Annotated in this window: 23 protein-coding genes and 1 pseudogene; 14 read left to right on the top strand and 10 right to left on the bottom strand. The window is 70.7% G+C overall.

What is annotated here, in order from left to right; all coding sequences use genetic code 11:
• Positions 1-311: 311 nt before the first annotated feature.
• Both ACWGIH_RS13410 and ACWGIH_RS13405 read right to left on the bottom strand, forming a co-directional pair.
• Positions 312-2,231: a discoidin domain-containing protein gene (locus ACWGIH_RS13410; RefSeq protein WP_453443305.1), complete on the bottom strand. Its 1,920-nt coding sequence runs from the start codon at positions 2,229-2,231 to the stop codon at positions 312-314.
• Between the two features lie 47 nt (positions 2,232-2,278).
• Complete coding sequence (locus ACWGIH_RS13405) at positions 2,279-4,093, bottom strand: coagulation factor 5/8 type domain-containing protein (protein ID WP_453443303.1); 1,815 nt, start codon at positions 4,091-4,093, stop codon at positions 2,279-2,281.
• Positions 4,094-4,494: 401 nt separating this feature from the next.
• On the opposite strand from ACWGIH_RS13405, the gene ACWGIH_RS13400 reads away from it, so the two are divergent.
• Positions 4,495-5,547 (top strand): LacI family DNA-binding transcriptional regulator, encoded by a 1,053-nt coding sequence (locus tag ACWGIH_RS13400; RefSeq protein WP_453443302.1) that lies wholly within the window; start codon positions 4,495-4,497, stop codon positions 5,545-5,547.
• A 26-nt stretch (positions 5,548-5,573) separates the two neighbouring features.
• Here the strand turns inward: ACWGIH_RS13400 and ACWGIH_RS13395 are convergent, their stop codons facing one another.
• Together ACWGIH_RS13395 and ACWGIH_RS13390 are read right to left on the bottom strand one after the other, a co-directional pair.
• The gene (locus ACWGIH_RS13395; protein ID WP_453443300.1) at positions 5,574-6,062 is read right to left on the bottom strand and encodes an ATP-binding protein; all 489 of its coding nucleotides are present in this window, start codon (positions 6,060-6,062) and stop codon (positions 5,574-5,576) included.
• Positions 6,063-6,070: 8 nt separating this feature from the next.
• Positions 6,071-6,934, bottom strand: a complete 864-nt coding sequence (locus ACWGIH_RS13390) for an MEDS domain-containing protein (protein WP_453443298.1) — start codon at positions 6,932-6,934, stop codon at positions 6,071-6,073.
• A 128-nt stretch (positions 6,935-7,062) separates the two neighbouring features.
• On the opposite strand from ACWGIH_RS13390, the gene ACWGIH_RS13385 reads away from it, so the two are divergent.
• Entirely contained in the window at positions 7,063-7,971 is a 909-nt protein-coding gene (locus ACWGIH_RS13385) for an aminoglycoside phosphotransferase family protein (protein WP_453443297.1), read from the top strand.
• Between the two features lie 26 nt (positions 7,972-7,997).
• On the opposite strand, the pseudogene ACWGIH_RS13380 reads toward ACWGIH_RS13385, so the two are convergent.
• From ACWGIH_RS13380 to ACWGIH_RS13370, 3 genes and pseudogenes are all read right to left on the bottom strand, one after another.
• Positions 7,998-8,156, bottom strand: a pseudogene (locus tag ACWGIH_RS13380) (TOBE domain-containing protein); the annotation flags it as partial.
• Positions 8,157-8,345: 189 nt separating this feature from the next.
• On the bottom strand, positions 8,346-8,753 hold the full coding sequence (locus ACWGIH_RS13375; RefSeq protein ID WP_453443295.1) for a TOBE domain-containing protein: 408 nt from the start codon (positions 8,751-8,753) through the stop codon (positions 8,346-8,348).
• A gap of 108 nt (positions 8,754-8,861) precedes the next feature.
• Positions 8,862-9,668, bottom strand: a complete 807-nt coding sequence (locus ACWGIH_RS13370) for an arylamine N-acetyltransferase family protein (RefSeq protein WP_453443294.1) — start codon at positions 9,666-9,668, stop codon at positions 8,862-8,864.
• Positions 9,669-9,775: 107 nt separating this feature from the next.
• Between ACWGIH_RS13370 and ACWGIH_RS13365 the strand changes: the two genes are divergently transcribed.
• The 6 genes from ACWGIH_RS13365 to ACWGIH_RS13340 all read left to right on the top strand — a co-directional run bounded on the left by ACWGIH_RS13365 (position 9,776) and on the right by ACWGIH_RS13340 (position 15,202).
• Positions 9,776-10,930, top strand: coding sequence for an epoxide hydrolase family protein (locus tag ACWGIH_RS13365; RefSeq protein ID WP_453443293.1), 1,155 nt, complete (start codon positions 9,776-9,778; stop codon positions 10,928-10,930).
• A gap of 129 nt (positions 10,931-11,059) precedes the next feature.
• Complete coding sequence (locus ACWGIH_RS13360) at positions 11,060-12,292, top strand: enterochelin esterase domain-containing protein (RefSeq protein WP_453443291.1); 1,233 nt, start codon at positions 11,060-11,062, stop codon at positions 12,290-12,292.
• Between the two features lie 118 nt (positions 12,293-12,410).
• Entirely contained in the window at positions 12,411-12,791 is a 381-nt protein-coding gene (locus tag ACWGIH_RS13355; protein WP_160507707.1) for a cell division protein SepF, read from the top strand.
• Between the two features lie 164 nt (positions 12,792-12,955).
• A complete protein-coding gene (locus ACWGIH_RS13350) occupies positions 12,956-14,122 on the top strand; it encodes an ATP-binding protein (RefSeq protein ID WP_453443290.1) in 1,167 nt (388 codons plus the stop codon).
• On the top strand, positions 14,119-14,442 hold the full coding sequence (locus ACWGIH_RS13345; protein WP_453443289.1) for a nucleotide pyrophosphohydrolase: 324 nt from the start codon (positions 14,119-14,121) through the stop codon (positions 14,440-14,442). The genes ACWGIH_RS13350 and ACWGIH_RS13345 overlap by 4 nt, the downstream gene beginning before the upstream one ends.
• Positions 14,443-14,719: 277 nt before the next feature.
• The gene (locus tag ACWGIH_RS13340) at positions 14,720-15,202 is read left to right on the top strand and encodes a DUF6099 family protein (protein ID WP_453443288.1); all 483 of its coding nucleotides are present in this window, start codon (positions 14,720-14,722) and stop codon (positions 15,200-15,202) included.
• Positions 15,203-15,267: 65 nt separating this feature from the next.
• On the opposite strand, the gene ACWGIH_RS13335 is transcribed toward ACWGIH_RS13340, so the two are convergent.
• Both ACWGIH_RS13335 and ACWGIH_RS13330 read right to left on the bottom strand, forming a co-directional pair.
• Entirely contained in the window at positions 15,268-15,492 is a 225-nt protein-coding gene (locus tag ACWGIH_RS13335) for a hypothetical protein (protein WP_453443287.1), read from the bottom strand.
• A gap of 285 nt (positions 15,493-15,777) precedes the next feature.
• Positions 15,778-16,701 carry an LLM class F420-dependent oxidoreductase gene (locus tag ACWGIH_RS13330; protein ID WP_453443286.1) on the bottom strand — a complete coding sequence of 308 codons (924 nt, stop codon included), beginning with the start codon at positions 16,699-16,701 and terminating at the stop codon, positions 15,778-15,780.
• A 178-nt stretch (positions 16,702-16,879) separates the two neighbouring features.
• Here ACWGIH_RS13330 and ACWGIH_RS13325 point away from each other — a divergent pair, with 178 nt between their 5' ends.
• The 6 genes from ACWGIH_RS13325 (at position 16,880) to ACWGIH_RS13300 (ending at position 25,624) form a co-directional block, all read left to right on the top strand.
• Positions 16,880-17,332 (top strand): cold-shock protein, encoded by a 453-nt coding sequence (locus tag ACWGIH_RS13325; protein WP_453443285.1) that lies wholly within the window; start codon positions 16,880-16,882, stop codon positions 17,330-17,332.
• A gap of 122 nt (positions 17,333-17,454) precedes the next feature.
• Positions 17,455-18,975 carry a 3' terminal RNA ribose 2'-O-methyltransferase Hen1 gene (locus tag ACWGIH_RS13320; RefSeq protein ID WP_453443284.1) on the top strand — a complete coding sequence of 507 codons (1,521 nt, stop codon included), beginning with the start codon at positions 17,455-17,457 and terminating at the stop codon, positions 18,973-18,975.
• The gene (locus ACWGIH_RS13315; RefSeq protein ID WP_453443283.1) at positions 18,972-21,578 is read left to right on the top strand and encodes a polynucleotide kinase-phosphatase; all 2,607 of its coding nucleotides are present in this window, start codon (positions 18,972-18,974) and stop codon (positions 21,576-21,578) included. Before ACWGIH_RS13320 ends, ACWGIH_RS13315 begins: the two co-directional genes overlap by 4 nt.
• A gap of 144 nt (positions 21,579-21,722) precedes the next feature.
• Entirely contained in the window at positions 21,723-22,949 is a 1,227-nt protein-coding gene (locus ACWGIH_RS13310) for an arginine deiminase (protein ID WP_453443281.1), read from the top strand.
• 119 nt (positions 22,950-23,068) lie between these two features.
• Positions 23,069-24,067, top strand: a complete 999-nt coding sequence (argF, locus tag ACWGIH_RS13305; protein WP_453443280.1) for an ornithine carbamoyltransferase — start codon at positions 23,069-23,071, stop codon at positions 24,065-24,067.
• A gap of 111 nt (positions 24,068-24,178) precedes the next feature.
• Positions 24,179-25,624 carry an amino acid permease gene (locus ACWGIH_RS13300; RefSeq protein WP_453443278.1) on the top strand — a complete coding sequence of 482 codons (1,446 nt, stop codon included), beginning with the start codon at positions 24,179-24,181 and terminating at the stop codon, positions 25,622-25,624.
• Here the strand turns inward: ACWGIH_RS13300 and ACWGIH_RS13295 are convergent.
• Complete coding sequence (locus ACWGIH_RS13295) at positions 25,605-26,021, bottom strand: ATP-binding protein (RefSeq protein WP_453443276.1); 417 nt, start codon at positions 26,019-26,021, stop codon at positions 25,605-25,607. The genes ACWGIH_RS13300 and ACWGIH_RS13295 overlap by 20 nt on opposite strands.
• Positions 26,022-26,305 lie beyond the last annotated feature (284 nt).

Below are 26,305 nucleotides of genomic sequence, written 5' to 3'. Positions count from 1 at the left end.
GGGGGAGCCTCGTTCCTCGCGCCCGGGGCGGCCGACGCCACCCGGTGCGCGGTGGCTGCCGTCAACCAGCCGCTCCGATCGCGCCGTCACGACGTTACTCCGCCATGGCTTCACTGTCCGCACACACGCGGAGATGGTACGAACCGTTGCACTCTGTGCGTTTCCGCCTCGCCGGCCGGGCGGTGACTTCAGCTGGTCGGCGCGTGCGTCGGCGACGCGGGGCGGGGGCTGGACCCGGATGCGGGGCCGTGTCGGCCCCGCATCCCTGCCGCCCCCCGCCCGAGAGGGCGACCTCAGCCCTTCTGCTCGACTCAGCCCTTCTGCTCGACCCGCACCCAGTCGATCTCCGCCTTGACCCCGCCTGCGGCGATCTTGTTCACGCTTGCCTGCGGCAGGCCCCAGTACGGCTGGGTGACCTTGTTCCAGCCGGCCGGGTAGGCGCCGCCCAGGGCGAGGTTGAGGATCACGTACTGGTCGTGGTCGAAGACCCACTCGCCGCGGGTGGACTCCAGCTTGTCGCGCGTCGTTTCCTGCACGAGGCGGTCGTCGACGTAGAAGCGCATGCCCGTCGGTGTCCACTCCACCGCGTACGTGTGCCACTGGTCGGCGGTGCCGCCGCCCGGATAGGTCTGGCGGGCGCCGATGTTGCCGTCCGCCGAGTAGCCGGGACCGTGCAGCGCGGAGCTCGTCCAGTCCCCGTAGCCGATGTTCTCCATGATGTCGGTCTCGCCGGAGGCGGGCCACGAGACGTCCGGATCGTCGACATCACTGCCCAGCATCCAGAACGCGGGCCAGAAACCGTCGCCGACCGGCAGCTTCATGCGGGCGCTGACCTTGCCGTACGTGAAGTCGAACTTGGTGTTGGTGTCGACGCGGCCCGAGGTGAAGTCATAGGTGCCGCCGCCCGCGGTGGTGCAGTTGTCGCAGTACTTCGCCTCCAGGGACAGACTGCCGTTCTCCGTACGGATGTTGTTCGTGGAGTCGACGTACGCCTGCGACTCGCCGTTGACCGAACCCATCTCCTGACCGGTCCTGACGACCCGCCACTTGGAGCGGTCCAGGCTCGCGCCCGTGAAGTCGTCGAAGAACGTCGTCCGGTACGCCCCCGACTGGTCCCCCGGGAGCGCCGGATACGCGGCGGACGCGCTGCCGCCCGTACCCCACACCTCGAACTCGTAGAGCGAGTAACCGAATTGGGCCGTGGACGGAGCGGGGTTGTAGAAGGACCGGCGTTCCTTGCCGAGCATCCGCACATAGCGCCCTGTGGCCGGCTGAGAGAGCTTCACGCTGTCGTGCAGACCCACCGCGTCACCCGGCGACTTGACGTTGGCCCGCCGTGCCGCGACCTCCGAGGCGGAGGGTTTGTGCACGGTGCGCCAGTTCTGGTTGTCGTCGGAGACCTGGAGCTCGTAATCGACCGCGTAGGCCGCCTCCCAGTACAGGTCCACGGTGTCGATGGTGGAGCGCGCCCCCAGGTCGACCGAGACCCAGCGGTTGGCGTTCCAGTCGCTGGACCAGCGGGACTGATCGGCCTTGAGGTCGGCGGGCCGGCCGCCGTCCGTCACGAAGGACGGTGAGTTGCCCGCGTGCTGATAGCGGTTGGAGTAGGCGGGATGGTGCAGGGCGAGGTTCGAGCGGGTCGTCGAGGCCGGGGCGGGTTCACCGCCGTAGACCTTGAAGGCGTGCAGCGAGTAGCCCCAGGGCGTGGCGCGTTCGACGCCGCGCATCCTGACGTAGCGTCCCGTCACCTCCCGGGGATACGTGTGGGTGGTGACGGTGCCGCCGGTGCCCGCCGTCTCGGTGTAGAAGGGCGTCCAGTCGGTGCCGTTCTTCGACACCTCAAGGACGTACTTCTTGCCGTGGGCGGCTTCCCAGTCCAGCACGACGCGATCGACGCGCAGGGTGGTGCCGAGGTCGACGCGTATCCACGCGTCGTCCGCGAACTGGCTCGACCAGCGGGTCGAGGCGTTGCCGTCGAAGGCGGCGCCGGGGCCGGCACTGCCCGCCTCGTTGCCGGACGCGGTCGCGGATGCCGGGTTCGCGGCGTACGCCTCGGCCGCGCGGTCGGTGTCCCAGGCCGCGGCGGCGGCAGTGGCCGGGCTGCCCGGATTGTCGGCCGGCGCGGCGGAGGCGAGGCCCGTCAGCAAGGTCAGGGCGCAGGCCGTCGCCAGCGCGACGACGGGGGCGATTCTGCGGGTGCGGCTCTGTCTTCGGGGGGTGCCGGAGTGCATGCTGCTCTCCTTGCGGGTGGGTGAACTGGCCGGTGGGAGAAGGCGGTTCAGGGGTACTGGACCACCTGGGACGGCACCGTGTCGGAGCCCGAAGTGGGGTTGCCCGTCGAGTTGATGACGTGCGCGTACTGGCCCTTGCCGCCGAGCGAGACGACGAGCAGGTGGTGGAACTTCACGCCGGACTTGTTCGGGGCCTGGAATCCGTGCTCCTGCACGATGGACGGATCGACGTTGTAGTAGCAGTAGCTGCCGAGTCCCCAGGCCTCGTGCGTGTTGACGGAGTCGGCGACCTTGTACGCGGCGTAGCCCCGGATGCTGCCGTTCTGAATGGCGGCCTGGTTGGGGGCGTCGTACGCCTTCTCGTTCTGGTAGAAGATCGTGCGCCCGCGCTCGCCGTTCCACTGCACGTCGTACTTGTTGAAGTGCTCCACGAACAGGCCGGTCGCCAGTACGTCCGCGCCGTTGACGACCACGCCGTAGTCGGCCCGGTTGGTCTCCCAGCCGACGCCGTCGCCGTGGTCCGCGCGCCAGACCCAGGTGTGGTCGACGATGGTGTGGCGGCTGTTGACCACCATGCTGGTGGTGGCTTTGCCCGCGCCCGCGCCGCCGATACGGATGAACACGTCCTGGACGGTGGTCGGGTTGCCGACGTGCGAGGCGCTCGCGCCCGAGGGGCCGATCTCGACGAGCGTCCTGGAGTTCTGCGGTCCCGCGTCGACCAGGAAGCCGGCCAGCCGCACGCCGTCGACGTCGGCGGTCTTCACCGCGGTGACCCCGTTGTCCGGGATGAGGGTGGCGTAGCCGATGCCGAGGACGACGGAGTTCGCCCGCTTGACCTCGATCGGCTGGGCGAGGTGGTAGATGCCGGGGGTGAGCAGCAGGTGCAACCCTTGGGCGAGGGCGGCGTTGAGGGTGGCCGCGCTGTCGCCCGGCTTGGCGACGTAGAAGGCGGAGAGGGAGAGGGACTGGCCCTGCGGGGTGCCGCGGCCCCAGCTGGTGCCGCGGGCGTTGGTGCGCAGGGCGGGCAGGAAGACCTTGTACTCGGCGCCGTCGAGGTAGATGAAGGGCTTCTCCCGGGAGTACGGGGTGTTGTTCAGGGTGGTGTACGGCGGGTTGGGGAAGGAGTCGCCGGGCGCGCCCTCCACCCCCGAGAACACCATGTTCCACACCGCGTTCAGCCAGCCGCCGATCGAGCTGTCGCGGGTGTACCACTGCTGCTGGGAGTACGGCTGGACGGTGCCGTCGATGCGGCTGTCGGCGATGTAGCCGCCGCTGGCCCAGCCGTAGCCGTTGGGGGCGAGGTTCAGGTCACCGCGGATGTGCATGCGGCGGAACGGCGCGGCCTGGGAGACCGCCCAGCGGTTGGCGCCGCTGACCGGGGAGAGGGAGAGGTTCTCCGCCGAACGCCAGAAGTTCTGGGTGGCGTTTCCGTTGAACCAGCCCGCGTCGACGGTGACGTCACCGTTGAAATGGGTGTCGTCGGGGGAGAGCCCCAGGCCCATGATCGAGGTGTAGAAGCCGATCTGGGCGTTGAGGCCGCTGTAGGTGCCGGGCTTGAACAGCAGGGCGTAACGGGCCGTGCCGAACTGCGCCGACTCCTGCTTCCTGAATATCTCGTCGAGCTTCCCCTGGATGCCGCCGGTGGACGGGTCGAAGACGATGACGTTCGGGCCGAAGTCGGGCGCGAAAGCGTTGGCGGGCTGTGGGCGGCGGGCGGCGGGGGCCTGCGTCGGAGGTGCGTCGGGAGCGGCGACCGCGTGGGAGGCGAGCATCCCGGTGGCCGGGACCGCCAGAGCGGCGGCCAGGGCGGAGCGGCGGGAGAGGGTGGATCTCGCGGCGGGCGCAGGCTGGTGCTCAGACATGGCAAGTCCTTCTGTCGCTGGGCGGTTGACGCTCTGAAGTGCTGGTGGTGGGGGCGACGCCGCTCCGGAGTGATCGGGGCAGAGCTGTGCCGCTTGCGGTCGGTCCGGATTCCGGAGTTCGTTCAGAACCTGAACGGTGATCGCTGAGAGAGCGCTCTCTCGCGTTGGATAGTTGTGTCTGGGACAAGGCGCGTCAAGGGGGTGCGCACGATGTCGCGCTGACTGAGCGGAAAGAAGTCAACTAGGTGCCTCTGTGCGCAAGTTGAAGTCAATCGTCGATACGTGGGTGTTATGTCCGGCGGTGCTGTTGTGCGTCAGCCGCCGTAAGTGCAAGCGGACTTGCCCCCGCAGCAGGCAAGGAGAGCCGAACACCCGCCCGCCCCGGTTGCTATAAAGACCCCGTGACTGCCGACGCCTCGCGCCCCGTTCGCCCCGTGACCCTGGAGGACGTGGCCCGGACGGCCGGGGTCTCGCGCGCCACCGTCTCCCGGGTCGTGAACGGCGCGCCCACCGTCGACAAGGTGCTGCGCCGCAAGGTGGAGGAGGCGGTCGAGGCCACCGGTTACGTCCCCAACCAGGCCGCCCGTTCCCTGGTGACCCAGCGGACCGACTCCATCGCCCTGGTCGTGTCGGAGCGGGAGCGCCGGCCGATCACGGCTCCCTTCGTCGGCCGGATGTTCACCGACCCGCACTTCGGCCGGGTGGTCGGCGGCCTCCTGGACGTGCTGCGCCCGGCCGGGGTCCAGATGGTCCTGATGCTGGTGGACGACGACACCTCGCGCCGGCAGTTCCTCTCGTATCTGCGCCAGGGCCACGTGGACGGGACGGTCCTCGTCTCCTCGCACGCCTCCGATCCGCTGCCCCGCCTCCTCGCGGAGACCGGGCTGCCCGCCGTGCTCGCGGGGCGCCCGGCGGAGACGGTCCCGCTGCCGTACGTGGAGGTGGACCAGCGGGCGGGGGCGCGGATGGCCGTCGACCGTCTGGTGGCCGGAGGGCGCCGCACGATCGGCAGCATCGCGGGACCGCAGGACATGCCGGCCGCCCAGGAGCGCCTCCAAGGCTTCCGCGACGCACTGGCCGCGCACGGCATCACCGACGCACCCTGGGCGGAGGCGGACTTCACCCGGGTGGGCGGCGCCGAGGCGACGCGGCGGCTCCTCGCCGAACGCCCGGACCTGGACGGGGTGTTCGTCGCGTCGGACCTCATGGCGCAGGGCGCGCTGCAGACGCTCCTGCGTGCGGGCAGACGGCTGCCGCGGGACGTGGCGGTGGTCGGCTTCGACGACAGTGAGGCCGCCGGTGCCTGCGAGCCCGCCCTGACCACGGTCCGGCAGCCGGTGGAGGAGATGGCCGCCGAGATGGCCCGGCTGCTCCTGGGGCGGATCGAGCGGCCGGGGAGCGCGCCGCTGTCGATGGTGTTCCGTCCGGCGCTGGTCGAGCGGGCATCGGCATGAGCGGTTTGCCGGCCGTACGGCCCGGCTCAGGACAGCAGCGCCACCAGCGTGACCGTGGTCCCGGCCGGGCAGACCGCGACGTCGAAGTGGTCCGCCAGGGCTTGGGCGAGCCACAGACCCCTGCCGCTCTCGGCCTCGTCCCCGTCGGGGAGGGCCGCCGCCGCGCACGGCTCCGCCCTCGGCAGCCCCGGGCCGCTGTCCCCGATGACGCACCGCAGTCCCTCGGCCGTGTGCGCGAGGTGGATGCGGCCCTTGCCGCCGCCGTGCACGACGGCGTTGCTGGCGACCTCGTGCACGGCGAGCACGAAGTCGCTGAGCCGGGGATCGCAGAGGCCGGCGTCCTCGGCGCGGCGGTTGACCAGGAAGCGCAGGCGCGCCAAGTCGGCCATGGTGAAGGGGAGTTCCAGGAGGATTGCCCTGCCCGGTGGCGGGGCGAGGATGGCGTCGGTGTGTTCCCGGTGCGGGGCCGGGTCACCGCCGTTGTCGTCGTTGCCGATGCCGCGGTTGAGGATCACTTCGCGGATCACCCTTCGCCCAGGACCAGTTGAGGCACGTCGACGGCTCCGCAGAGCCGTATCACTCTGTCCTGCTCGGGCCGTGAGCGGACCGCAAGGAGGTGGTCGTGGGGCAGGCCGCCCGCGAGCCGCACCAGCGTCGATGCGGCGTGTACGTCCATGAAGCACAGCTCGGAGAGATCGAGCAGGCACGGACGGTCCGGGCCGGCCAGGGCGCGCGCGAGCGCGGAGTCGAACTCCTCGCGCGTGGCGAGGTCGACGTCTCCGGCGACCCGCAGTTCGGTGCCCGTCCTGGCTATGTCCAGGGCGCCGAGGTGGCGCAGGATCTGTTTGGGGTGGGCGCGGTGGACCCGGTCCAGGAGACCCTCGCCGAACTTGCGCCGGTCGTACTCGCAGATGGCGGTGAACCCGATGTCGGCGAAGAGCGGCGAGAGCCCGGTCTCGTACTCGACCAGGAGCTCTTGGTCGACGCCCGGTTCGGTGGCCCAGCCCATGTCGCCGACCGCCCGGATCCCGGAGAAGCCGTCGTGCCGTGCCTTGTCGGCCAACTCCAGCCAGGTGGCCGCGCGTTCGACGGGATCGAAGCCGGTGACCGGGTCGTACCCGGGGACTTCGTTGACGACGACAAGGCGGCCGTCCATGAGCGCGGACCCCAGGGGAAAGCCGCCGGCGCTCAGTTGCTCGGCCGCGACCGCGGGAGTGGTCGCCCGGTCGGTGAAGAACACCACTTGCTCGCCGCGCGACAGGCCGATGTCGGCGTACGCGGCACGGAGTTCCCAGCGGGTTTCGTCGTCGTCGAATCCGAGGCATGCGTGGTCCCCGGAGTTCAGACGGGTGACGGAGACCGTCCTGGTCACAGAACTGGCATCCATGGGGCAGAGCCTAAGGTCCGCGCGAGACGGCGCGGCCGTCGTGATCACTGTTGACTGAAGTCGTTCCAATCGCTCGACAACTCGATAATTCGTTGCGCGGCGTGATTGCGGGAGACGATGATCCCCGCATGGTTTCGACTCCTCCTGATGGCCGTGCCGGGATCGACGCCGCTCTGGTGAAGCGTCTGGTCGCCGCCCAGTTTCCGCAATGGCGCGACCTGCCCGTCAGGCCCGTGGAGGTCGACGGCTGGGACAACCGCACGTACCGCCTCGGTGACACCCTCACGGCCCGGCTGCCCACGGCCGCCGGCTATGTCCCCGCGGTGGCCAAGGAGAACGAGTGGCTGCCGCGGCTCGCGCCGTCCCTGCCCTTCGCCGTCCCGCCGATCCTCGGCGCGGGTGTGCCGGGGGAGGGCTACCCCTTCCCTTGGTCGATCCGCGGCTGGATCGACGGCGAGACGTCCGCTCGCGGACGCATCGACGACATGCCCCAGTTCGCGCTCTCCGTCGCGGAGTTCATCCTCGCCCTGCAGCGCTGCGACACCACCGGCGGTCCGCTCGCGGGCGAGCACAGCTGGTACCGAGGGGCGTCACCGGCGTACTACGACGAGGAGACCCGGCGGTGCCTCGCCGCTCTCGAAGGCCGGGTGGACACGGAGAGGGCGGCGGCCGTCTGGGAGGCCGCCCTCGCCGCCGAGTGGCGTGGGGCGCCCGTGTGGTTCCACGGCGACATCGCCCCGGGCAACCTGCTGGTCGCCGACGGCAAGCTGACCGCCGTCATCGACTTCGGCACCTCGGGCGTCGGGGACCCGGCCTGCGATCTGGTGATCGCGTGGGGGGTGTTCGCGGGCGAGAGCCGGGAGGCGTTCCGGCGCGCGGTCGGGCAGGACGCGGGCACGTGGGCGCGGGCCCGTGGCTGGCTCCTGTGGAAGTGCCTGCTGACCCTGTCCGAGAACATCGGCACCGCCCCGGAGCGGGCGGCCGTCGACCAGCGGATCATCGCCGACGTCCTGGCCGACCACGAACTCTTCGGCTGAGCCGGGCCCGCGGGGAGGGCGGCGCCTCACGTGGGCACGACGGTGACCTCCGTCGCCTTCGCGCTGGTCCACACCCGCGTCCCGTCGACGAGGCCGAGGCCGAGGTCGGCGGCGGCCTGCGGGGTGATCTCGGCGACGAGGTCGGGGGCCTGGGTCGAGGTAATCAGGAGCCGGAGCCTGCTGCCGATGTCGTCCTTGCCGTCGTCGTTGCCGCAGGCGGCGAGCGGGCACGAGCAGGGCGGCCGTCAGCGCAACGGCCGCGGGGCGGCGCCGTACAGGGGTGGGCGCGAGCGGCATGAGCGTGGAACTCCCGGAAGCCGGGCCGACGGCGCGGTCCGGTCCGTAGCGGCGGGCCCCGGGGTGCGGACCAGGGGTCAGGTGCGATCGATGTGCACGCTGGTGGACTTCACGCGGGCGGTCGCCTGCATGCCGACCTCCAGACCGAGCTCCTCCACGGCCTCCCGGGTCAGGAGCGAGACGAGCCGGTGCGGACCTGCCTGGATCTCGACCTGGGCCGCGACATCGCCGAGCTTCACGGCGGTGACGATGCCGGGAAAGGCGTTGCGGGCCGAGGTGTAGGGCGCCTCGTCCTCGCCGTTGGCTCCCTGCGTCTGCCCCTGCGCGACCTCGACGGAGAACGCGGCGAGATCACGGCCGTCGATGAGCCGACGGCCGCCTTCGTCCCGGTGGGTGGCGACCCGCCCGGCGTCCGCCCAGCGACGAGCGGTGTCGGGGCTGACGCCGAGCAGGCGTGCCGCCTGTCCGATGGTGTAGGACTGCATGCGCGCCACGATAGGCCGCGTTACCTGGCATCTACAACACTTCTGGGGTGTTCCTCCGTGGCAGATGCGAGCGCCTTGGAGGAACGGTCAAGAGGCGGGCCGAGCGGCTCAGGACGTGGCGTCGCCGCCGCGGACCACAGTCTCCCGCACCTGCGGCACCTGCTTCAGGGTGATGCCGAAGTGCGTGGCGTACGCGTCGAGCACCTCGGCGTCCGTGGCCAGTTCGGCGGTGTATCGCTGCCCGGCCTCCGTCGTGGTGAGGGTGCGGCCGCTGAGGGTGATCCGTCCGGCCTCGGTGAGCATCGAGCAGACCAGCGACCGCGTGAAGTGGGACCGGGGCGAGGCGCGGTGCCACCAGGCACCGGAGGTGAAGTCACCCAGCGCGCGCGGGCGCCGGTCGACCACGTACTGCGCCTTGCCGTCCCTGCTGACGTCCAGGTCGCCTTCGGGGGTCTCGGTGATACGGAAGGTGCCGCCGGGGTCCTGTTGGTCGCCGCGCTCGGAGTAGGCCAGCGGGAAGTGGCTGTGCGTGCCGAAACCGACGTCCGCGAGCAGGTCGTCACCGTCGGAGGTGCGCACGTGCAGCGCAAGGTGGTCGTAGGGAATCCCGGGCCGCCCTTCGGCGTCGTACACACGGGCCTGCAACAGGGTCACCTCGAAGCCGAGCGCGGTGAGCAGTGCGGCGAAGGCGCCGTTGAGTTCGTAGCAGAAGCCGCCGCGGCGGGCGTCGACGACCTTCGCGACCAAGGAGTCCTCGGTGAGGTCGATGTCCTCGCCGAGGTGGATGGAGAGGTTCTCGAAGGGGACGGCGCGCAGGTGCGCGAGGTGCAGGTCGTGCAGGGCCCGCGCGGTGGGAGTGGCGGGGCGCTCGGCGCCGATGCGGCGCAGGTAGGCATCCGTCGTATCAAAATCCATGCGCAGATTCTCGCGCGTCGACGCATCATGGGCCTGCCCCCGCCGCACAGTCGTCGCTTCGGCGCCGCGGCGCTCCGGGCGCCCCTGCTTCCGTACCGAAGGAACCAATGCCGGCCGAACCCGTTCCCTTCCGGACCTCCGTCTCCGACGACGTGCTGAACGACCTGCGGACGCGCCTGGAGCGCACCCTGTTCACGCAGCCCTCCGACTCCACCTACTGGGCGGCGGGCGTCGACCCCGGTTATCTGCGCGAACTCGTGGCCTACTGGGCCGACGGCTTCGACTGGCGTGCCGCCGAGGCCCGGCTCAACGCCTTTCCCCAGTACGTCGCCGAAGTCGCCGGACGTCGCGTGCACTTCGTGCATCTGCGGGGCCGCCGCCCCGAAGGCGCCCCCGCGCCGCTGCCGCTGATCCTGAGCCACGGCTGGCCGAGCAGCTTCGTGGAGATGCTGCGGGTCGCCGGGCACCTGGCCGACCCGGGCGCGCACGGCGGTGACCCCGCCGACGCCTTCGACGTGGTGATCCCCTCGCTGCCCGGCTTCGTCCACTCCGAGTTGCCGCGCGAGCCGTTCACCCGCAGGGGCGTCGCCGAGATCTGGCACGAGCTGATGACCGGGACGCTGGGCCACGAACGCTTCGGGGCCTTCGGCGGAGACATCGGCGGCGGGGTCACGCAGTGGCTCGGCGCCCTCTATCCGCGGACCGTGGCCGGGGTGCACATCACCTCCGCTGTGATCACGGAACAGTTCGACGCGGAGCCGCCGACTCCCGAGGAGCGGTCGTATCTCGACGCGCTGGCCGCGTACGACGAGGGTGACCAGGGCTACAGCGAGATCATGTGCACCCGTCCGGACACGATCGCCGCGGCCCTGATGGACTCGCCGGCGGGGCTCGTCGCCTGGATCGCCGACAAGTACCGCGACTGGAGCGACTGCGGCGGCGATCTCGAGGCCCGCTGGGACAAGGACACCCTGCTCACCGTCGCGACCCTCTACTGGGCCACCGGCAGCATCGGCTCCTCCTTCCGCCAGTACTACGACTACCCACGGAACAAGCCGGTGCCGCCCATCACCGTCCCCGGCGCCATCACCCTCAGCCATGAACCGGCGTTCGCGGACTACCCCAGGAGCCTGGCCGAGCGCGCCTTCACCGACCTGCGCCACTGGAGCACCCCGAAGCGGGGCGGGCACTTCATGGCACACGAGGAGCCCGAGCAGGTGGCCCGGGAGCTGCGAACGTTCTTCCGGCCGCTGAGGAGCTGATCGGGGACGCGGCGGCGCGCCGGTGCATGACGTACGGTGACGTGGGTTAGGTTAGGCTTAGCTAACTTGATGTTGTCGTGTGGCTGGACCAGGAAGGCGGGGAACGATGCGGGTCCTCTTCGTGTGCGGATGAGCCTGACCATGGGGGTGCCCGCGGCCGATGCGGCGCCCCGCGAGATCGCGGGCACCGCGCCCGGCGTCGAGCGCGTCGCCGCCCGTGCCGCCGACGCCACCGAAGCCGAACGCGCCGTCGTCCTGGAGGAGTTCTGGGCGGATGCCGCGCGCCGTGGCACTCCCCTGATCGAGGCTCTGGAGGGCGACCCGGACCACCGCGCCGTGACGTTCCTGTGGCGGGGCCACCGGGCCACCCGGCAGGTCCTGCTCATCGCCGAAGGCGTCGCGGACCGTACGGATCTCGCCGCGTCCCGGCTGAGCCCGCTGCCCGGCACGGACATCTGGCACCTCACCTACCGGCTGCGCGCCGACCACCGCGGCTCGTACCGCATGGCGGCCGACATCTCCCCCGGCGAACCGCCCGCATCCGCCGAACTCCTCCAGCGGCGGCTGCTCTCCCTCTCCGCGCACGCCGCAGCCGACCCGCTCAACCGCCGTAGGATGCCGGGGCGTTGGCCCGACCGCGACCACTCCGTGTACGAACTCCCGCAGGCGCCCGCCCAGCCCTGGGCCGGGCGGCGCGCCGGTGTGCCCCGCGGCAGTGTCGAGCGGCACCGGCTGCCCGCCGGGGTGCTCGGCGCCGAGCGGGACGTGTGGACGTACCTGCCGCCGGGCGGCCGGACGGCCGAGCTGCCGGTGCTCGTGCTGAACGACGGCGACATGTGGTTCGGGCGGCTCGCCTTCCAGGACACGCTGGACGCGCTCGTCGCCGACGGCGCCGTGCCGCCGCTCGCGGTCCTCGCGCCGGACGCCGTCGACAGGGCCACGCGCACCCGGGAGCTGGGCGCGCACGACAGCCAGGTGCGTTTCCTCGCCGACGAACTGCTGCCGTGGGCGGCCGGCCGCCGGTCCCTCACCACCGACCCCGCGCGCACGCTCGTCGCCGGTCAGGGCCTCGGCGGGCTGACCTCCCTGTACGCGGGGCTCCTGCGGCCGGAACGGTTCGGCAACATCCTTGCCCAGTCCGCGCCCGTCTCGGGTCTCGACGTCAGCGCCTCACGGCCCGTCACCGTGCGCCTGGATGTCGGACTGCGTGAGGAAGAAATTCTTGATCATCATCGCGCTCTGTACGAGACCCTGCGCTCGCGCGACTGCCGGGTGACCCTGAACGCGTACAACGGCGGTCATGACTGGGCCTGTTGGCACGTTTGTCTGACCGAAGGGCTTGTGGGACTCCTGGGACACTGACCCGCCGGCACTGGCACACTGGTTCGCTCGCCCCGTGTCGGTGTTGGGCTGAACGGGTGAGGTCGCGTAAGAATGAGCCAGTGCAGATATCGAGTGCGAGCCAGGACGGGGTGGAGCGTTGAACAGCCACGACGTCACCGATGAACAGTGGGAAGGGCTCGCCCAGGTCGTACCGCTGCGCAGCCGTAACGAATGGCCGTCCTGGCCCGGCCACCGCGCGATGCCCGACGCGGAGACCGAGGCGCGGCGGCGTTTTGTGGTGATGCGGGTGAACATCTTCGCGGACGCCCGTGAGGTCGCCGAGACGGTGATGGCGCAGATCCCGGTCCTCCTCGACCTGACCGGGGCGGAGACGGAAGTCGCCAAGCGCGTACTGGACTTCAGCAGCGGCGTGGTCCTCGGCCTCGGCTGCGGGATGCACCGGGTCGACAAGAACGTCTTCCTTCTGGCGCCGCCAGGCACCGAGGTGCAGGGGCTCGTCGCGGCGGCACAGTCGTAGCGGACGCCGCCGTCTCGGTCGCAGTGGTCGCCGCCGTCGCGGTCGCCTGTGCGATCGCCTGAGCAGGGACACAAAGGTTCGGCGCCCCCGCGGAATCCCTCATTCGTAGGAAGGTCACTTGGGCGGAACGGTTCACCAGAGCCGTGTCCCCCTACCGTCCGGACATGACTGTGCACCTCCCGGAGGCGGGCGCCGAGCCACCGAAGGGTCCGGACCGGAGCCGCGTCACCGAACTGCGCCTTTCGGCCTTCGCCTCGCACCGGGGCGCCGTGTTCCCGCTCGGTCCGCTGACCCTCGTCGCGGGGCCGAGCGGAAGCGGCAAGACCACCGCACTCGCCGCGTACGAGGCGCTGGCGAGACTCGGTGCGGGCGACGAACTCGTCGACGTCTTCGCCGATCCCGTGGCCTGCGTGCCCGACCGCGCACGGGGCGACGGACAGCACCGCCGCGGTTTCCGCATCGGCTGCACGGTCGACGGTCCCGTCGGGGCGGTGCGGCTCGACCTCGCCGTACAGGCCGAGCCCGAACTGCGCGTCGTGGGTGAGCGGCTGACCCGAGGCGGGCTCACCCTCCTGGAGACGGCGCTGCGCGACCCGGGGCGGCGTGCGGTGCAGGCCGCCTGGCACACGGCGGGCATGACGCCGGTGACGCGCGGTCCGCTGCCGGACGACCGGCTCGGCACGGCGCTGCTCCCGCTGCGGGTCGCGGGCAAGACGGAGGGGCAGCGCCTGGTGCTCGCCGCGGCCGAGCAGGTGGTGGTCGCGCTGCGCTCGGTGTTCCCGTGCGCTCCTCGGCCCGGCCTCATGCGGCTGCCCGTGCCTCCTGGACTCATCGGTGCGGGGCGCCTGTTGAGCGGTTGCGACAACCTCGCCGAGGTTCTTCTCCGTACGAGGCAGGAGTGCGGCCACCGCCACGCGCGGCTGGTAAGCGCGGTACGGGCTGGTTGCGCCGGGCCGGTCGCCGATGTCTTCGCGGAGGTGGCCGACGACGGGTCGGTCCGTGCGCTCATCGACCGCGGCGGCGGCATCAGGTCGCCCGTCGGGCGGCTCGGGGACGGCGAGTTGCGGTATCTGGCGCTGGCCCTGGTGCTGCTCACCGGACCCGGGGTGCTTGAGGTGGACCCGGTGGCCGAGGTGCCGTCGGCCTACCAGAGCCTCACCGTGCTCGCCGACGGACTCGACCACTTTCTCGACCAGCGGCAGAAGCGCGCACTCGCCGAACTCGCGGCGGGCACCTGCGAGCGCGGCCACATCCGCCTCGTCGGGACGGTGAACGACGCGTCATGGGGCGCGCTGGTGGGCGAGGCCGCGATGGTAGACCTGGGGGCGTGACGGAACTTGATGTAGCGGGACTGCAGCGCAGGCTGGCCGACTTCGCGGCGAAGCGGGACTGGGAGCAGTACCACACGCCGAAGAACCTGGCCGCCGCGCTCAGCGTGGAGGCGTCCGAACTGGTCGAGATCTTCCAGTGGTTGACCCCGGACGAGTCGGCACGGGTGATGGAGGACCCGGAATCGGCGCACCGGGTGACGGACGAGGTCGCTGACGTGCTGGCCTACCTGCTGCAGTTCTGCGAGGTGCTCGGCATCGACGCACTGGCGGCGCTCGACGCGAAGATCGACCGGAACGAGCGGCGGTTTCCCGCGGGGTGAGAGCACGCACGGTTCACGGGTGTCTGGTGTCCGGTGAGCCCTGTACGTGATCCATCTCTGTACGTGATCCCTGTACGTGATTCCTGCGCGGTCGCAGATCTATGCCGCGTAGATTTGTCACTCTCCGGAGTGGACGCGTTGTCCACAGTCGATAACTTGTCCACAGATTTCCTGGTTGCTCTGGCTTTTCGTCCCGCTGGCACTCACTCTGGGTAGTGAGCAAGGGAGTTCGGGCGAACGTGCGGTGGGTGTGCGCGCGGGATGGGTGGGGATGCGCATGGAGGCGATGCGGCTCATCGAGGCGAGCAGGCACGCACTGGCGCGGAGCCAGGACCCCTCGGACATCGTTGCCGAGGTGTGCCAGTCCCAGGCCCTCGCGCAGGCGATCGGCAGCCGGCTCGCGATCGCCGGCCCTCCGGAGTTACGGGGGGAGGCGCTCGGCCTGAGCGAGGTCGGCGGCAGAGGCTGCGGGGTTCTGATCACCCCGGCCCTCGGGACGGAGGAGATCCGGGCGGCGCGGCTCACGGGCATCGGCCAGGCACACGAGGTGCTGCGCGGGCTCGACGAACTGCTCGGCGATGTGGGGATCGCGCTGGTCGGTGTGGCCATGGGCGCGGACGACGAGGGGGTGTACTGGCAGTGTATGGAAGCGATCGACGCCGCCGACGAGTCGAGGGACCGGGTGCTCGAGATGCTGCGCAGGCTCGCGGTGCGCGAGCAGAGCCTGCCCGAGCCCGACTCGGCGGCGGGGTCGCCATGATCCGGGGCCGCGCCGGGGGCCGGGTGCGGCCGGTCGGTACGAGCGCCGGGGGAGTGCCGGTCCCGTCAGGAGCGGTTGGGCTCGTCGCCGGCGGGGGGACGAGGCGCGGGGGGCGTGGTGTCGTCGGCCGTCGTGGACTGCTGCAGATCCGCGTCGAGCCGGGTCAGGTCCGCGTTGAGCGCGGCCATCAGCTCCTCCATCTGCTGGAGCAGGCCCTGGGGTGGGCCATGCTGCTCGGGCACGGACGGTTCGCGCGCGGCCTCCTGCTCGGGTACGGCTTCCTGGGACATGGCGGCCTCCTCGGCCCTCGCCCTCCAGTTGGCGGAGGGCAGCTGATGCGAGCGACGCACCACCGGCAGCTGCCGCCGGCGCGGGTGCCGGGCGGTCCGGCTCCGCCCGAGCCAACGATCATCCGCGGCGACGGGTCACTGGGGCGGGGCCACACCGGATGCGGGGTTGACGGAATTTCACCCGGCCGGGGCGGCGCGCGACCGCGGGGGCCGGTGGAGTTGACGGGAGCGCGGCAGGGGCCGACTCCACCGGCGCGGGCCGGCCACGGGGCGGCCGCCGGGCGGTCAGGCCAGCTGCGACATGACCTGCGAGGAGATCAGCTCCAGGTGGTCGAGGTCGTCCAGATCGAGGATCTGGAGGTACATGCGCTGCGAGCCGACGGCCTGGTAAGCGGCGATCCTCTCCACGACCTCGGCCGGGGAGCCCGCGAGCCCGTTCGCCTTCAAGTCCTCCACCTCGCGGCCGATCGCGTCGGCACGGCGCTTCACCTCCGCGTCCGTCTTGCCGACGCAGGCGACCAGAGCGTTGGAGTAGGTGAGGTCGTCGGCCTTGCGGCCGATCTCCTCCGCGGCGGTGCGCACGCGCTTGAACTGCTGCTCGGTATCGGTGAGAGAGGCAAAGGGAATGTTGAACTCGCTTGCGTAGCGGGCCGCCAGGGCGGGCGTCCGCCTGGCGCCGTGGCCGCCGATGAGGACGGGCACCTTGGGCTGCGCGGGCTTGGGAAGAGCGGGGGAATCGGAGAGCTGGTAGTAGGTGCCGTCAAAGGTGAAGCGGTCGCCGACCGGGGTCTCCCACAGGCCGGTGACAATGGCGAGTTGTTCCTCCAGGCGCCCGAACTTCTCCTTCGGGAAGGGGATTCCGTACGCGGTGTGCTCGGCCTCGTACCACCCCGAGCCGAGGCCGAGCTCGATGCGGCCGCCCGACATCTGGTCGACCTGCGCGACCTGGATCGCGAGGACGCCGGGCAGCCGGAAGGTGCCGGCGGTCATCAGGGTGCCGAGCCGGATCCGCTGGGTCTCACGGGCCAGCCCGGCGAGGGTGATCCAGGCGTCGGTGGGGCCGGGAAGACCGTCGGAGGAGCCCATCACGAGGTAGTGGTCGGAGCGGAAGAAGGCGCTGTAGCCGAGGTCGTCGGTGGCCTTGGCGACGCGGAGGAGCGTCTCGTAGGTCGCACCCTGCTGCGGTTCGGTGAAGATTCGAAGGTCCATGCAGCTATCTTGCCCGGACGCCCGATGCAGTTTGAGTCGCCCGCAGGCCGTGTTGCGGCTGGTCGCCCCAGGCGCCCGAGGGGCCGTACGGCCGTGTGGCACAGCAGCCCGGAGGCTAGGCTTCGGCACTGGCTGTCCGGGCGAGGGGCCCGGGGATGGTGTCGGGGTAGGGGTCGAGATGGTCGCTGGCAGAGTTGTCCGGTTCGACGGCGCGCGGGGGTATGGGTTCATCGCCCCGGAGCACGGTGGGGAAGACGTGTTCCTGCACGCCAACGATCTGCTGATCCCGGAGCCCTTGGTGCACACGGGGGCGCGGGTCGAGTTCGAGATCGAGGAGGGTGAGCGTGGGCCCAAGGCATCGTCGGTCCGGCTCCCCTCGGGGGCGCAGGCGCAGACGGCAGTGCCGTTCGCGGGTGGCAGGGCACAGGTGCCCCCGTCCATCCAGGCGTCGGCCGCCGGGTTCGACGACGGTGAGGAGCCGACCTGCGATGTACTCAGCGTCGCGGAGTACTCGTTCGAGGTGACCGAGCTGCTCCTTGAGGCGGCTCCGTGGATGACCGGGGAGCAGATCAAGCAGCTCCGCGAGCAACTGGTGCAGCACGGCAGGAGTCACGGCTGGGTGGAGGGCTGACGGGTCGCGAGGGGGACGAAAACCCCTGAGTGAGTCAGTGATGTTCGCTGTACGGTCTAGAGGCGCGCTGGAGCCGCAACCCGTAAGTTTCCGCAGTTCAGATTGCGTTTCGAGGCATACCCGTGTTCCTGACGATCAGTACCTCCGGTACCCCTGAGAGCCCCGCGACCGACCTCGGATTCCTGCTGCACAAGCATCCCGACAAAGCGCAGCGGTTCTCCACGTCGTACGGCACCGCGCACGTCCTGTACCCCGAGGCGTCCGTGGAGCGTTGCACCGCCGCGCTGCTGCTCGAGGTGGATCCCGTGGCGCTGGTGCGGCGGGGCAAGGGGAAGGGGCGGGGTGGGGCACCCGACGCGGCGCTCGCGCAGTATGTGAACGACCGGCCCTACGCCGCTTCCTCGCTGCTCGCCGTAGCGCTGAGCGCGGTGTTCTCCAGCGCCATGCGCGGGGTGTGCAACGCGCGGCCCGAGCGGGCAGGGCAGCCGCTGCCGCTGCACGTCGAGGTGCCCGCGCTGCCGGCGCGTGGCGGCGCGGACCTGGTGCGCAAGCTGTTCGAGCCGTTGGGCTGGACGGTCACGGTGACGCGCGTGCCGCTGGACGAGCAGTTCCCCGAGTGGGGCGACTCGCGGTACGTCCACCTCGTACTCGACGTGCCCGACGGGAAGTTGACCCTCGGGGAGGCGCTTCGGCACCTCTATGTCCTTCTCCCGGTGCTCGACGACGCCAAGCACTACTGGGTCTCGTCGGACGAGGTCGACAAACTGCTGCGTGCCGGTGACGGCTGGCTCGCGGACCACCCCGAGCAGAAGCTCATCACCAGCCGTTATCTGGCCCGGCGCTGGTCGCTGACCAGGGAGGCCATGCACCGGCTCGAACTGGTGCGGCTCGCCGACGCGGACGACACGGATGTCGACGACCTCGACAACGCGGTCGACGACGAGAGCGCCGACCCGGATGCCGAGGAGGGTGCGGACAAGCCCGTGCCGCTCGCCGTGCTGCGACGTGCGGCGATACTCGCGGCGCTGGAGACGGCCGGGGCCGGACGGGTGCTCGACCTCGGCTGTGGCCAGGGCCAGTTGGTGCAGGCGCTGCTCAAGGACACCCGGTTCACCGAGATCGCCGGTGTCGATGTGTCGATGCGGGCGCTGACCATCGCCTCGCGGCGGCTGAAGCTCGACCGCATGGGCGAGCGACAGGCCGGGCGCGTCAAGCTTTTCCAGGGCTCGCTCGCGTACACCGACAAGCGGCTGAAGGGGTATGACGCCGCTGTGCTCAGCGAGGTCATCGAGCACCTCGACGAGGAGCGGCTGCCCGCCCTCGAGTACGCGGTGTTCGGCTCCGCGCGGCCGCGCACCGTTCTCGTGACGACGCCGAACGTCGAGTACAACGTCCGCTGGGAGACGCTCCCCGCCGGGCACGTCCGGCACGGCGACCACCGGTTCGAGTGGACGCGCGAGGAGTTCCGGGGGTGGGCCGGGCAGGTGGCCGAACGGCACGGGTACGGCGTGGAGTTCGTGCCCGTCGGGGACGACGACCCCGAGGTGGGCCCGCCGACCCAGATGGCCGTCTTCACCCAGACCGACAACACCGGCAAGACCAGCAGGGCCGACCAGAACGCGAAGGAGGTGCGGGCGGCATGACGAACGAAATCAGCAACAGCACCGGCAGCAGTTACAGCCCCAGCCCCAGCCCCAGCACCAGCACGGAAGCCGTTCCCGCGGGGCGCGTGCTGTCCGTCACCGACCTCTCCCTCGTCGTCCTCGTCGGCGCCACCGGCTCCGGCAAGTCCACCTTCGGCCGCAAGCACTTCAAGCCCACCGAGGTGCTTTCGAGCGACTTCTGCCGCGGCCTCGTCGCCGACGACGAGAACGACCAGGGCGCGAGCGGCGACGCCTTCGACGTGCTGCACTACATCGCGGGCAAGCGCCTCGCCGCAGGCCGCCGCACCGTCGTCGACGCGACGAACGTGCAGAGCGAGAGCCGCAAGCAGCTGATCGATCTCGCCAGGCAGTACGACGTCCTGCCCATCGCCATCGTCCTGGACGTGCCCGAGGACGTCTGCGCCGCGCGCAACGCACAGCGCGCCGACCGGGCCGGCATGCCCCGCCGCGTCATCCAGCGCCACCAGCGCGAACTGCGGCGCTCGCTCAAGCACTTGGAGCGCGAAGGGTTCAGGAAGGTCCACGTCCTCAGAGGGGTGGAGGAGGTCGACCACGCCACCATCGTCACCGAGAAGCGCTACAACGACCTCTCCCACCTCACCGGCCCCTTCGACATCATCGGCGACATCCACGGCTGCGCCGCCGAGCTGGAGACACTGCTCGGCAAGCTCGGTTACGTCGACGGCACGCACCCCGAAGGGCGTACGGCCGTGTTCGTCGGCGACCTCGTCGACCGTGGCCCGGACTCCCCGGGTGTGCTGCGCCGCGTGATGTCGATGGTCGGCGACGGCACCGCCCTGTGCGTCCCCGGCAACCACGAGAACAAGCTCAGCCGTTATCTCAAGGGCCGCCAGGTCCAGCACACCCACGGACTCGCCGAGACCGTCGAGCAGTTGGAGGCGGAGAGCGAGGAGTTCCGCGCGAGCGTGCGCACGTTCGTGGACGGCCTCGTCTCGCACTACGTCCTGGACGGGGGCAAGCTGGTCGTCTGCCACGCGGGCCTGCCCGAGAAGTACCACGGGCGTACATCGGGCCGTGTGCGCTCGCACGCGCTGTACGGCGACACGACCGGCGAGACCGACGAGTTCGGCCTGCCCGTGCGCTATCCGTGGGCGGAGGACTACCGCGGCAGCGCCGCCGTGGTCTACGGCCACACCCCCGTGCCGAACGCGACCTGGCTGAACAACACCATCTGCCTGGACACCGGCGCCGTCTTCGGCGGCAGCCTCACCGCGCTGCGCTGGCCGGAGCGCGAACTGGTCGACGTACCGGCGGAGCGGGTCTGGTACGAACCGGCCAGGCCGCTGCGCACCGAGGCCCCCGGCGGCCACGACGGGCGGCCGCTCGACCTGAACGACGTGCACGGCCGCCGCGCGGTGGAGACCCGTCACGCGGGACGTGTCGCGGTGCGCGAGGAGAACGCGGCGGCGGCCCTGGAGGTCATGAGCCGGTTCGCCGTCGACCCGCGGCTCCTTCCGTACCTCCCGCCGACGATGGCGCCCACCGCGACATCGCAGCGTGAGGGCTACCTGGAGCACCCGGCCGAGGCCTTCGCGTCGTACGCCGGTGACGGGGTCGGCCGGGTCGTGTGCGAGGAGAAGCACATGGGTTCGCGTGCCGTGGCCCTGGTGTGCCGCGACGCGGACGTGGCCCGCGAGCGCTTCGGCGTGGACGGCCCGACCGGCTCGCTCTGCACCCGCACGGGCCGCCCCTTCCTGGACGACGCGAAGGTCACCGAAGAGATACTCGGCCGCCTGCGCACCGCCGTCACCGAGGCGGGCCTCTGGCAGGAGCTGGACACCGACTGGCTGCTGCTCGACGCCGAGTTGATGCCCTGGTCGCTGAAGGCCTCCGGTCTGCTCCGCACGCAGTACGCGGCCGTGGGGGCCGCGTCCGGAGCCGTCTTCCCCGGCGCGATAGCCGCCCTGGAAGCGGCGACGGCGCGCGGTGTGGACACCGGCGGGCTCCTGGCCAAGCAGCGGGAACGCGCCGTGGACGCAGCCGCGTTCACGGACGCCTACCGCCGTTACTGCTGGCCGACCGAGGGCCTGGAAGGCGTGCGTCTCGCGCCGTTCCAGATCCTGGCCGTCCAGGGCCGCAGCCTCGCCGCCCTCCCGCACGACGAACAGCTCGGCCTGATCGACCGCATGGTGGAGCACGACGGCACCGGCCTGCTGCAGACCACCCGGCGGCTCTATGTCGACACGGGCGACGAGGCGTCGGTCCAGGCAGGCATCGACTGGTGGCTGGAGATGACCAGCCGCGGCGGCGAGGGCATGGTCGTCAAGCCGGTCGAGGCGCTGGTCAGGGACGCGAAGGGCAGGATCGTGCAGCCCGGCATCAAGTGCCGCGGACGCGAGTACCTCCGGATCATCTACGGCCCGGAGTACACCCGCCCCGACCACCTCGACAAGCTGCGCAACCGGTTCCTGGGTCACAAGCGCTCGCTGGCGATCCGTGAGTACGCCCTCGGTCTGGAGGCCCTGGACCGCCTCGCGGCAGGCGAACCGCTGTGGCGCGTGCACGAGGCGGTGTTCGCCGTCCTGGCCCTGGAGTCGGAGCCGGTGGACCCGAGGCTCTAACCGACGAGACCCGGCCTCGGGCCACGAATTCCGGCTTCGGCCCGTGAACAAGGCTTCGGCCCGTGAACTCGGGCTTCGGCCAACGGGACCCGGGGTTTGGTCAACGTCGGGCGTCGGCCGTCCGGCAGGGGAAAGATGGACCCCATGGGATTCCATGTCGACTCCGAGGCCGGGCGGCTGCGCCGCGTGATCCTGCACCGCCCTGATCTGGAGCTCAAGCGGCTCACGCCGACCAACAAGGACGCGTTGCTCTTCGACGACGTCCTGTGGGTCCGCAGGGCCCGCCAGGAACACGACGGATTCGCCGACGTGCTGCGCGACCGCGGGGTGGCCGTCCACCTCTTCGGTGACCTGCTGACCGAGGCGATGGACGTGCCCGGGGCGCGCCTGCTCGTGCTCGACCGGGTCTTCGACGAGAAGGAGTACGGTCCGCTGGCGACGGACCATCTGCGGGCCGCGTTCGAGACGTTGCCGTCGGCGGAGCTCGCCGAAGCGCTGGTCGGCGGGATGACGAAGCGGGAGTTCCTCGAGCGCCATCCCGAGCCGACGTCCGTGCGCTTCCACTGCATGGACCTGGACGACTTCCTGCTCGGTCCGCTGCCCAACCACCTCTTCACGCGCGACACCTCGGCGTGGATATACGACGGCGTCTCCATCAACGCGATGCGCTGGCCCGCTCGGCAGCGCGAGACCGTGCACTTCGAGGCGATCTACCAGCACCACCCGCTCTTCCGGGCCGAGGAATTCCACATGTGGTCACAGGGGCAGTCGGACTACCCCTCGACCATCGAGGGCGGTGACGTCCTGGTGATCGGCCGGGGCGCGGTCCTCATCGGCATGAGCGAGCGCACCACGCCGCAGGCGGTCGAGATGCTCGCGCACAAGCTCTTCGCGGCGGGCTCGGCGCAGACGATCGTGGCGCTGGACATGCCGAAGAGACGCGCGTTCATGCATCTCGACACGGTGATGACGATGGTCGACAGCGACACGTTCACGCAGTACGCGGGCCTGGGCATGCTGCGCTCGTACACCATCGAGCCGGGCGTCGACGGACGGGAGCTGAAGGTCACCGACCATCCGCCCGAGCACATGCACCGGGCGATCGCGGCGGCGCTCGGGCTGCCGGGGATCCGGGTGCTCACGGCCACCCAGGACGTGCACGCGGCCGAGCGGGAGCAGTGGGACGACGGCTGCAACGTGCTGGCGGTCGAGCCGGGCGTCGTCGTGGCATACGAGAGGAACTCGACGACGAACACGCATCTGCGCAAGGAGGGCATCGAGGTGATCGAGATCCTGGGCAGCGAGCTGGGGCGTGGCCGGGGCGGTCCGCGGTGCATGAGCTGTCCGGTGCAGCGGGATGCCGTCGACTGAGCCGGAGCGGGACCGTGCCGGAGCGGGACGGCCGGGCCGCGGAAAATGGGCCTGTATAGAAATGTGGAGTGTCGTATAGACTTCCAGTGTCCCCTTACGCGTACCCCTGGAGCGCCATCATGGCCATCGACCTCACCGGCCGCCACTTCCTGAAGGAGCTGGACTTCACCGCCGAGGAGTTCCGCGGCCTGATCGATCTTGCCGCCGAGCTGAAGGCGGCCAAGAAGGCGGGGACCGAGACGCAGAACCTGCGCGGCAAGAACATTGCGCTGATCTTCGAGAAGTCCTCCACGCGGACGCGCTGCTCCTTCGAGGTCGCCGCCGCCGACCAGGGCGCGTCGACGACGTACCTCGATCCGAGCGGATCCCACATCGGCAGCAAGGAATCCGTGAAGGACACCGCCCGGGTGCTCGGCCGGCTGTTCGACGCCATCGAGTTCCGCGGCGACGCCCAGTCCACGGTCGAGGAGCTCGGCGCCCACGCGGGTGTGCCCGTCTACAACGGCCTGACCGACGACTGGCACCCCACCCAGATGCTCGCCGACATGCTCACGATGACCGAGCACAGCACGAAGCCCCTCACCGGGATCGCCTTCGCCTACCTCGGTGACGCCCGTCTCAACATGGGCAACTCGTACCTGATCACCGCGGCGCTCCTCGGCATGGACGTACGCATCGTCGCCCCCAAGGCCTACTGGCCCGCGGCCGACGTCGTGGCCCGGGCCCGCAAGCTCGCCGAGGGCAGCGGCGCGCGGATCACGCTCAGCGAGGACGTCACCGAGGGCGTCGCCGGCGCCGACTTCGTCGTGACCGACGTCTGGGTCTCCATGGGCGAGCCCAAGGAGGTCTGGGACGAGCGCATAGCGGCGCTCGCGCCGTACGCCGTGACCATGGACGTCCTGCGCGCCACGGGCAACGCCGACGTGAAGTTCATGCACTGCCTCCCGGCCTTCCACGACCTGGGCACGAAGGTCGGCCGCGAGATCCACGACCGGCACGGTCTAAGCTCTCTCGAGGTCACCGACGAGGTCTTCGAGTCGGCGCACTCCGTCGTCTTCGACGAGGCCGAGAACCGCCTGCACACCATCAAGGCGGTCCTCGTCGCCACGCTCGCCTGAACGCGTTACCTCACGCTCACACGGGTGGGGCCGGGGAACACCTTCCCCCGGCCCCGCTTTTTTGCGGCACACCCCAGCCGCTCCCCGCACCACCGAAATGAGAACCACCGCATGCGCTCGACCGGTCCGGCAGGACTCCGCATCAAGTCCCCCGAACTCCTCGTCGCCGAATCGGGCGCCGACCTGGAAGGCCACGGCCTCAAGCGCACGATGGGCCTGTTCCAGCTCGTGTGCTTCGGCGTCGGCGCGATCGTCGGCACCGGCATCTTCGTCGGCCTCTCCGACAGCGTCGCCGAGGCGGGCCCCGCGGTCGCCGTCTCGTACTTCCTGGCCGCCGTCACCTGCATCTTCACCGCCTTCTCGTTCGCCGAGCTGGGCGGCGCGATTCCGGTCTCCGGCAGCTCGTACTCCTTCGCGTACGCCTCGCTCGGCGAGCGCACCGCGTTCCTCGTCGGATGGTGCCTGCTCCTGGAGTACGGCGTCTCCGTGTCCGCCGTGGCGGTGGGGTGGAGCCAGTACCTGAACGAGCTGCTCGAAAGCCTCACCGGCTGGCACCTGCCCGACGCGCTCTCCGCCGGTCCCGGCGAGGGAGGCGTCGTGAACCTGCCCGCCGTGGTCGTGATCCTGCTTGCCGCCGTGCTGCTCGTCCGCGGCATCCGCGAGAGCGCGCGGGCGACCGCCGCCATGGCCATGCTCAAGATCGGAATCCTGCTGCTGTTCCTCGCGATCGCGTTCACCGCGTTCAAGGCCGGCAACCTCACCCCGTTCGCGGGCGCCGGAGCCTCCGGCATCACCGCGGGCGCCTCGCTCGCCTTCTTCTCGTTCATCGGCTTCGACGCGATCACCACGGCGGGCGAAGAGGTCAAGAACCCCCGCAGGAACATCCCGATCGCCATCCTGATCTGCATCGGAGTCGCCACGCTGCTGTACGTCGCCGTCGCCCTCGGGGCGATCGGCGCTCTGGGCGCGGACGCGGTCGCCGACAAGCCCGCCGCGCTCTCGCTGGTCGTCAACCAGGTCACCGACTCGGCGGTCGGCGGCGGCATCATCGCCTTCGGCGCCGTCGTGGCCATCGCGTCCGTCGTCCTCGCCGTGATGTACGGACAGACCCGCATCCTGATGTCGATGTCCCGCGACGGGCTCATCCCGCGCGTCTTCGAGCGGGTGTCGCCGAAGACGTCGACGCCGGTCGCCAACACCTGGATCGTCGCCGCGGTCTTCGCCGTCCCGGCCGCGTTCTCGTCGCTCGACGTGGTGGTCAACCTGACGACGATCGGCACGCTGGCGATCATGGTCGTGGTGAATGTCGCGGTGCTCGCGCTGCGCCGCTCGGCGCCGGAGCTGAAGCGCACCTTCCGGGTGCCGCTCTACCCGGTGAGCCCGGTCCTCGGCGTGGGCTTCTGCCTCTACCTGATCTGGGGCACGGGCTGGACGACATGGGTGCAGTTCGCCGTGTTCCTGGTCGTGGGCTCCCTGGTGTACGCGCTGTACGGGCGCCGTCACTCCCGGCTCGGCAAGGCCGCAGAGGCCGAGCCGGCTACGCCGCGGGGAGTGTGAACCAGACCGCCTTGCCGGAGTCGGTGGGGCGGTGACCGCAGGAAGAGCTGAGGGTGCGGATCAGGAGCAGGCCGCGCCCGTGCTCCTGCCAGGGGTCCGGCTCGCTCATCGGGCCGGGATTGCTGAGATCACCGGGCGGCTGCGGGTTCGAGTCGTGGACCTCGACCTGGCAGCCGGTCGGCAGGAGCTCGATGACGAGCTCTATCGGGTCGTGCCCCGAGGTGTGCTCCACCGCGTTGGCCACCAGCTCGGCCGTGAGCAGCTCGGCGGTGTCGCTGTCGGCGGGCGACTCGATCTCCGTGAGCGCGGTACGCACCAGCGCGCGGGCGATCGGTACTGCCGCGGCGGTGTGCGGCAGCGCGATGCGCCACGAGGTGGGAGCGGAGGGTTCGGGCAAGGGGTGTCCGTTCAGGGCAGCAGGCGATCCTGCTTTCAACCGTACGAATCTTAAGCGCTATGTCGACAGGGTCGACGGTCGGGCATGTCCGGGACGTCCGGCCCTGAAGGGCTTCAGGGGAAAAGACGTGTATGTCACCACGTGAGTTCCCGCCGGGACGTGTGACGCGCGTCGTATATAGCGCGCTCGTGACGGCAGTCACGGATGGGTGATAACTTCGAGAGGCAGCGAGAACGTCAAGAGCTGGACCGCCGCCGCCCCTACCGAGGAGGCCGCACGTCGCC

The organism is Streptomyces sp. NPDC054872 (assembly GCF_053610705.1).
Note: the sequence above shows the minus strand (reverse complement) of the source record. Positions and strands in the feature narration are given on the sequence as shown.

What these genes read in the sequence shown, in the direction of transcription:
- ACWGIH_RS13390 (WP_453443298.1), bottom strand. Translation starts at nt 6,934, where the DNA reads ATGGATGCCAGTTCTGTGACCAGGACGGTCTCCGTCACCCGTCTGAAC.
- ACWGIH_RS13300 (WP_453443278.1), top strand. Translation starts at nt 24,179, where the DNA reads ATGCGCTCGACCGGTCCGGCAGGACTCCGCATCAAGTCCCCCGAACTC.
- argF (WP_453443280.1), top strand. Translation starts at nt 23,069, where the DNA reads ATGGCCATCGACCTCACCGGCCGCCACTTCCTGAAGGAGCTGGACTTC.
- ACWGIH_RS13330 (WP_453443286.1), bottom strand. Translation starts at nt 16,701, where the DNA reads ATGGACCTTCGAATCTTCACCGAACCGCAGCAGGGTGCGACCTACGAG.
- ACWGIH_RS13375 (WP_453443295.1), bottom strand. Translation starts at nt 8,753, where the DNA reads ATGCAGTCCTACACCATCGGACAGGCGGCACGCCTGCTCGGCGTCAGC.
- ACWGIH_RS13370 (WP_453443294.1), bottom strand. Translation starts at nt 9,668, where the DNA reads ATGGATTTTGATACGACGGATGCCTACCTGCGCCGCATCGGCGCCGAG.
- ACWGIH_RS13310 (WP_453443281.1), top strand. Translation starts at nt 21,723, where the DNA reads ATGGGATTCCATGTCGACTCCGAGGCCGGGCGGCTGCGCCGCGTGATC.
- ACWGIH_RS13360 (WP_453443291.1), top strand. Translation starts at nt 11,060, where the DNA reads ATGAGCCTGACCATGGGGGTGCCCGCGGCCGATGCGGCGCCCCGCGAG.
- ACWGIH_RS13340 (WP_453443288.1), top strand. Translation starts at nt 14,720, where the DNA reads ATGGAGGCGATGCGGCTCATCGAGGCGAGCAGGCACGCACTGGCGCGG.
- ACWGIH_RS13315 (WP_453443283.1), top strand. Translation starts at nt 18,972, where the DNA reads ATGACGAACGAAATCAGCAACAGCACCGGCAGCAGTTACAGCCCCAGC.
- ACWGIH_RS13325 (WP_453443285.1), top strand. Translation starts at nt 16,880, where the DNA reads ATGGTCGCTGGCAGAGTTGTCCGGTTCGACGGCGCGCGGGGGTATGGG.
- ACWGIH_RS13410 (WP_453443305.1), bottom strand. Translation starts at nt 2,231, where the DNA reads ATGCACTCCGGCACCCCCCGAAGACAGAGCCGCACCCGCAGAATCGCC.
- ACWGIH_RS13335 (WP_453443287.1), bottom strand. Translation starts at nt 15,492, where the DNA reads ATGTCCCAGGAAGCCGTACCCGAGCAGGAGGCCGCGCGCGAACCGTCC.
- ACWGIH_RS13350 (WP_453443290.1), top strand. Translation starts at nt 12,956, where the DNA reads ATGACTGTGCACCTCCCGGAGGCGGGCGCCGAGCCACCGAAGGGTCCG.
- ACWGIH_RS13405 (WP_453443303.1), bottom strand. Translation starts at nt 4,093, where the DNA reads ATGTCTGAGCACCAGCCTGCGCCCGCCGCGAGATCCACCCTCTCCCGC.
- ACWGIH_RS13365 (WP_453443293.1), top strand. Translation starts at nt 9,776, where the DNA reads ATGCCGGCCGAACCCGTTCCCTTCCGGACCTCCGTCTCCGACGACGTG.
- ACWGIH_RS13385 (WP_453443297.1), top strand. Translation starts at nt 7,063, where the DNA reads ATGGTTTCGACTCCTCCTGATGGCCGTGCCGGGATCGACGCCGCTCTG.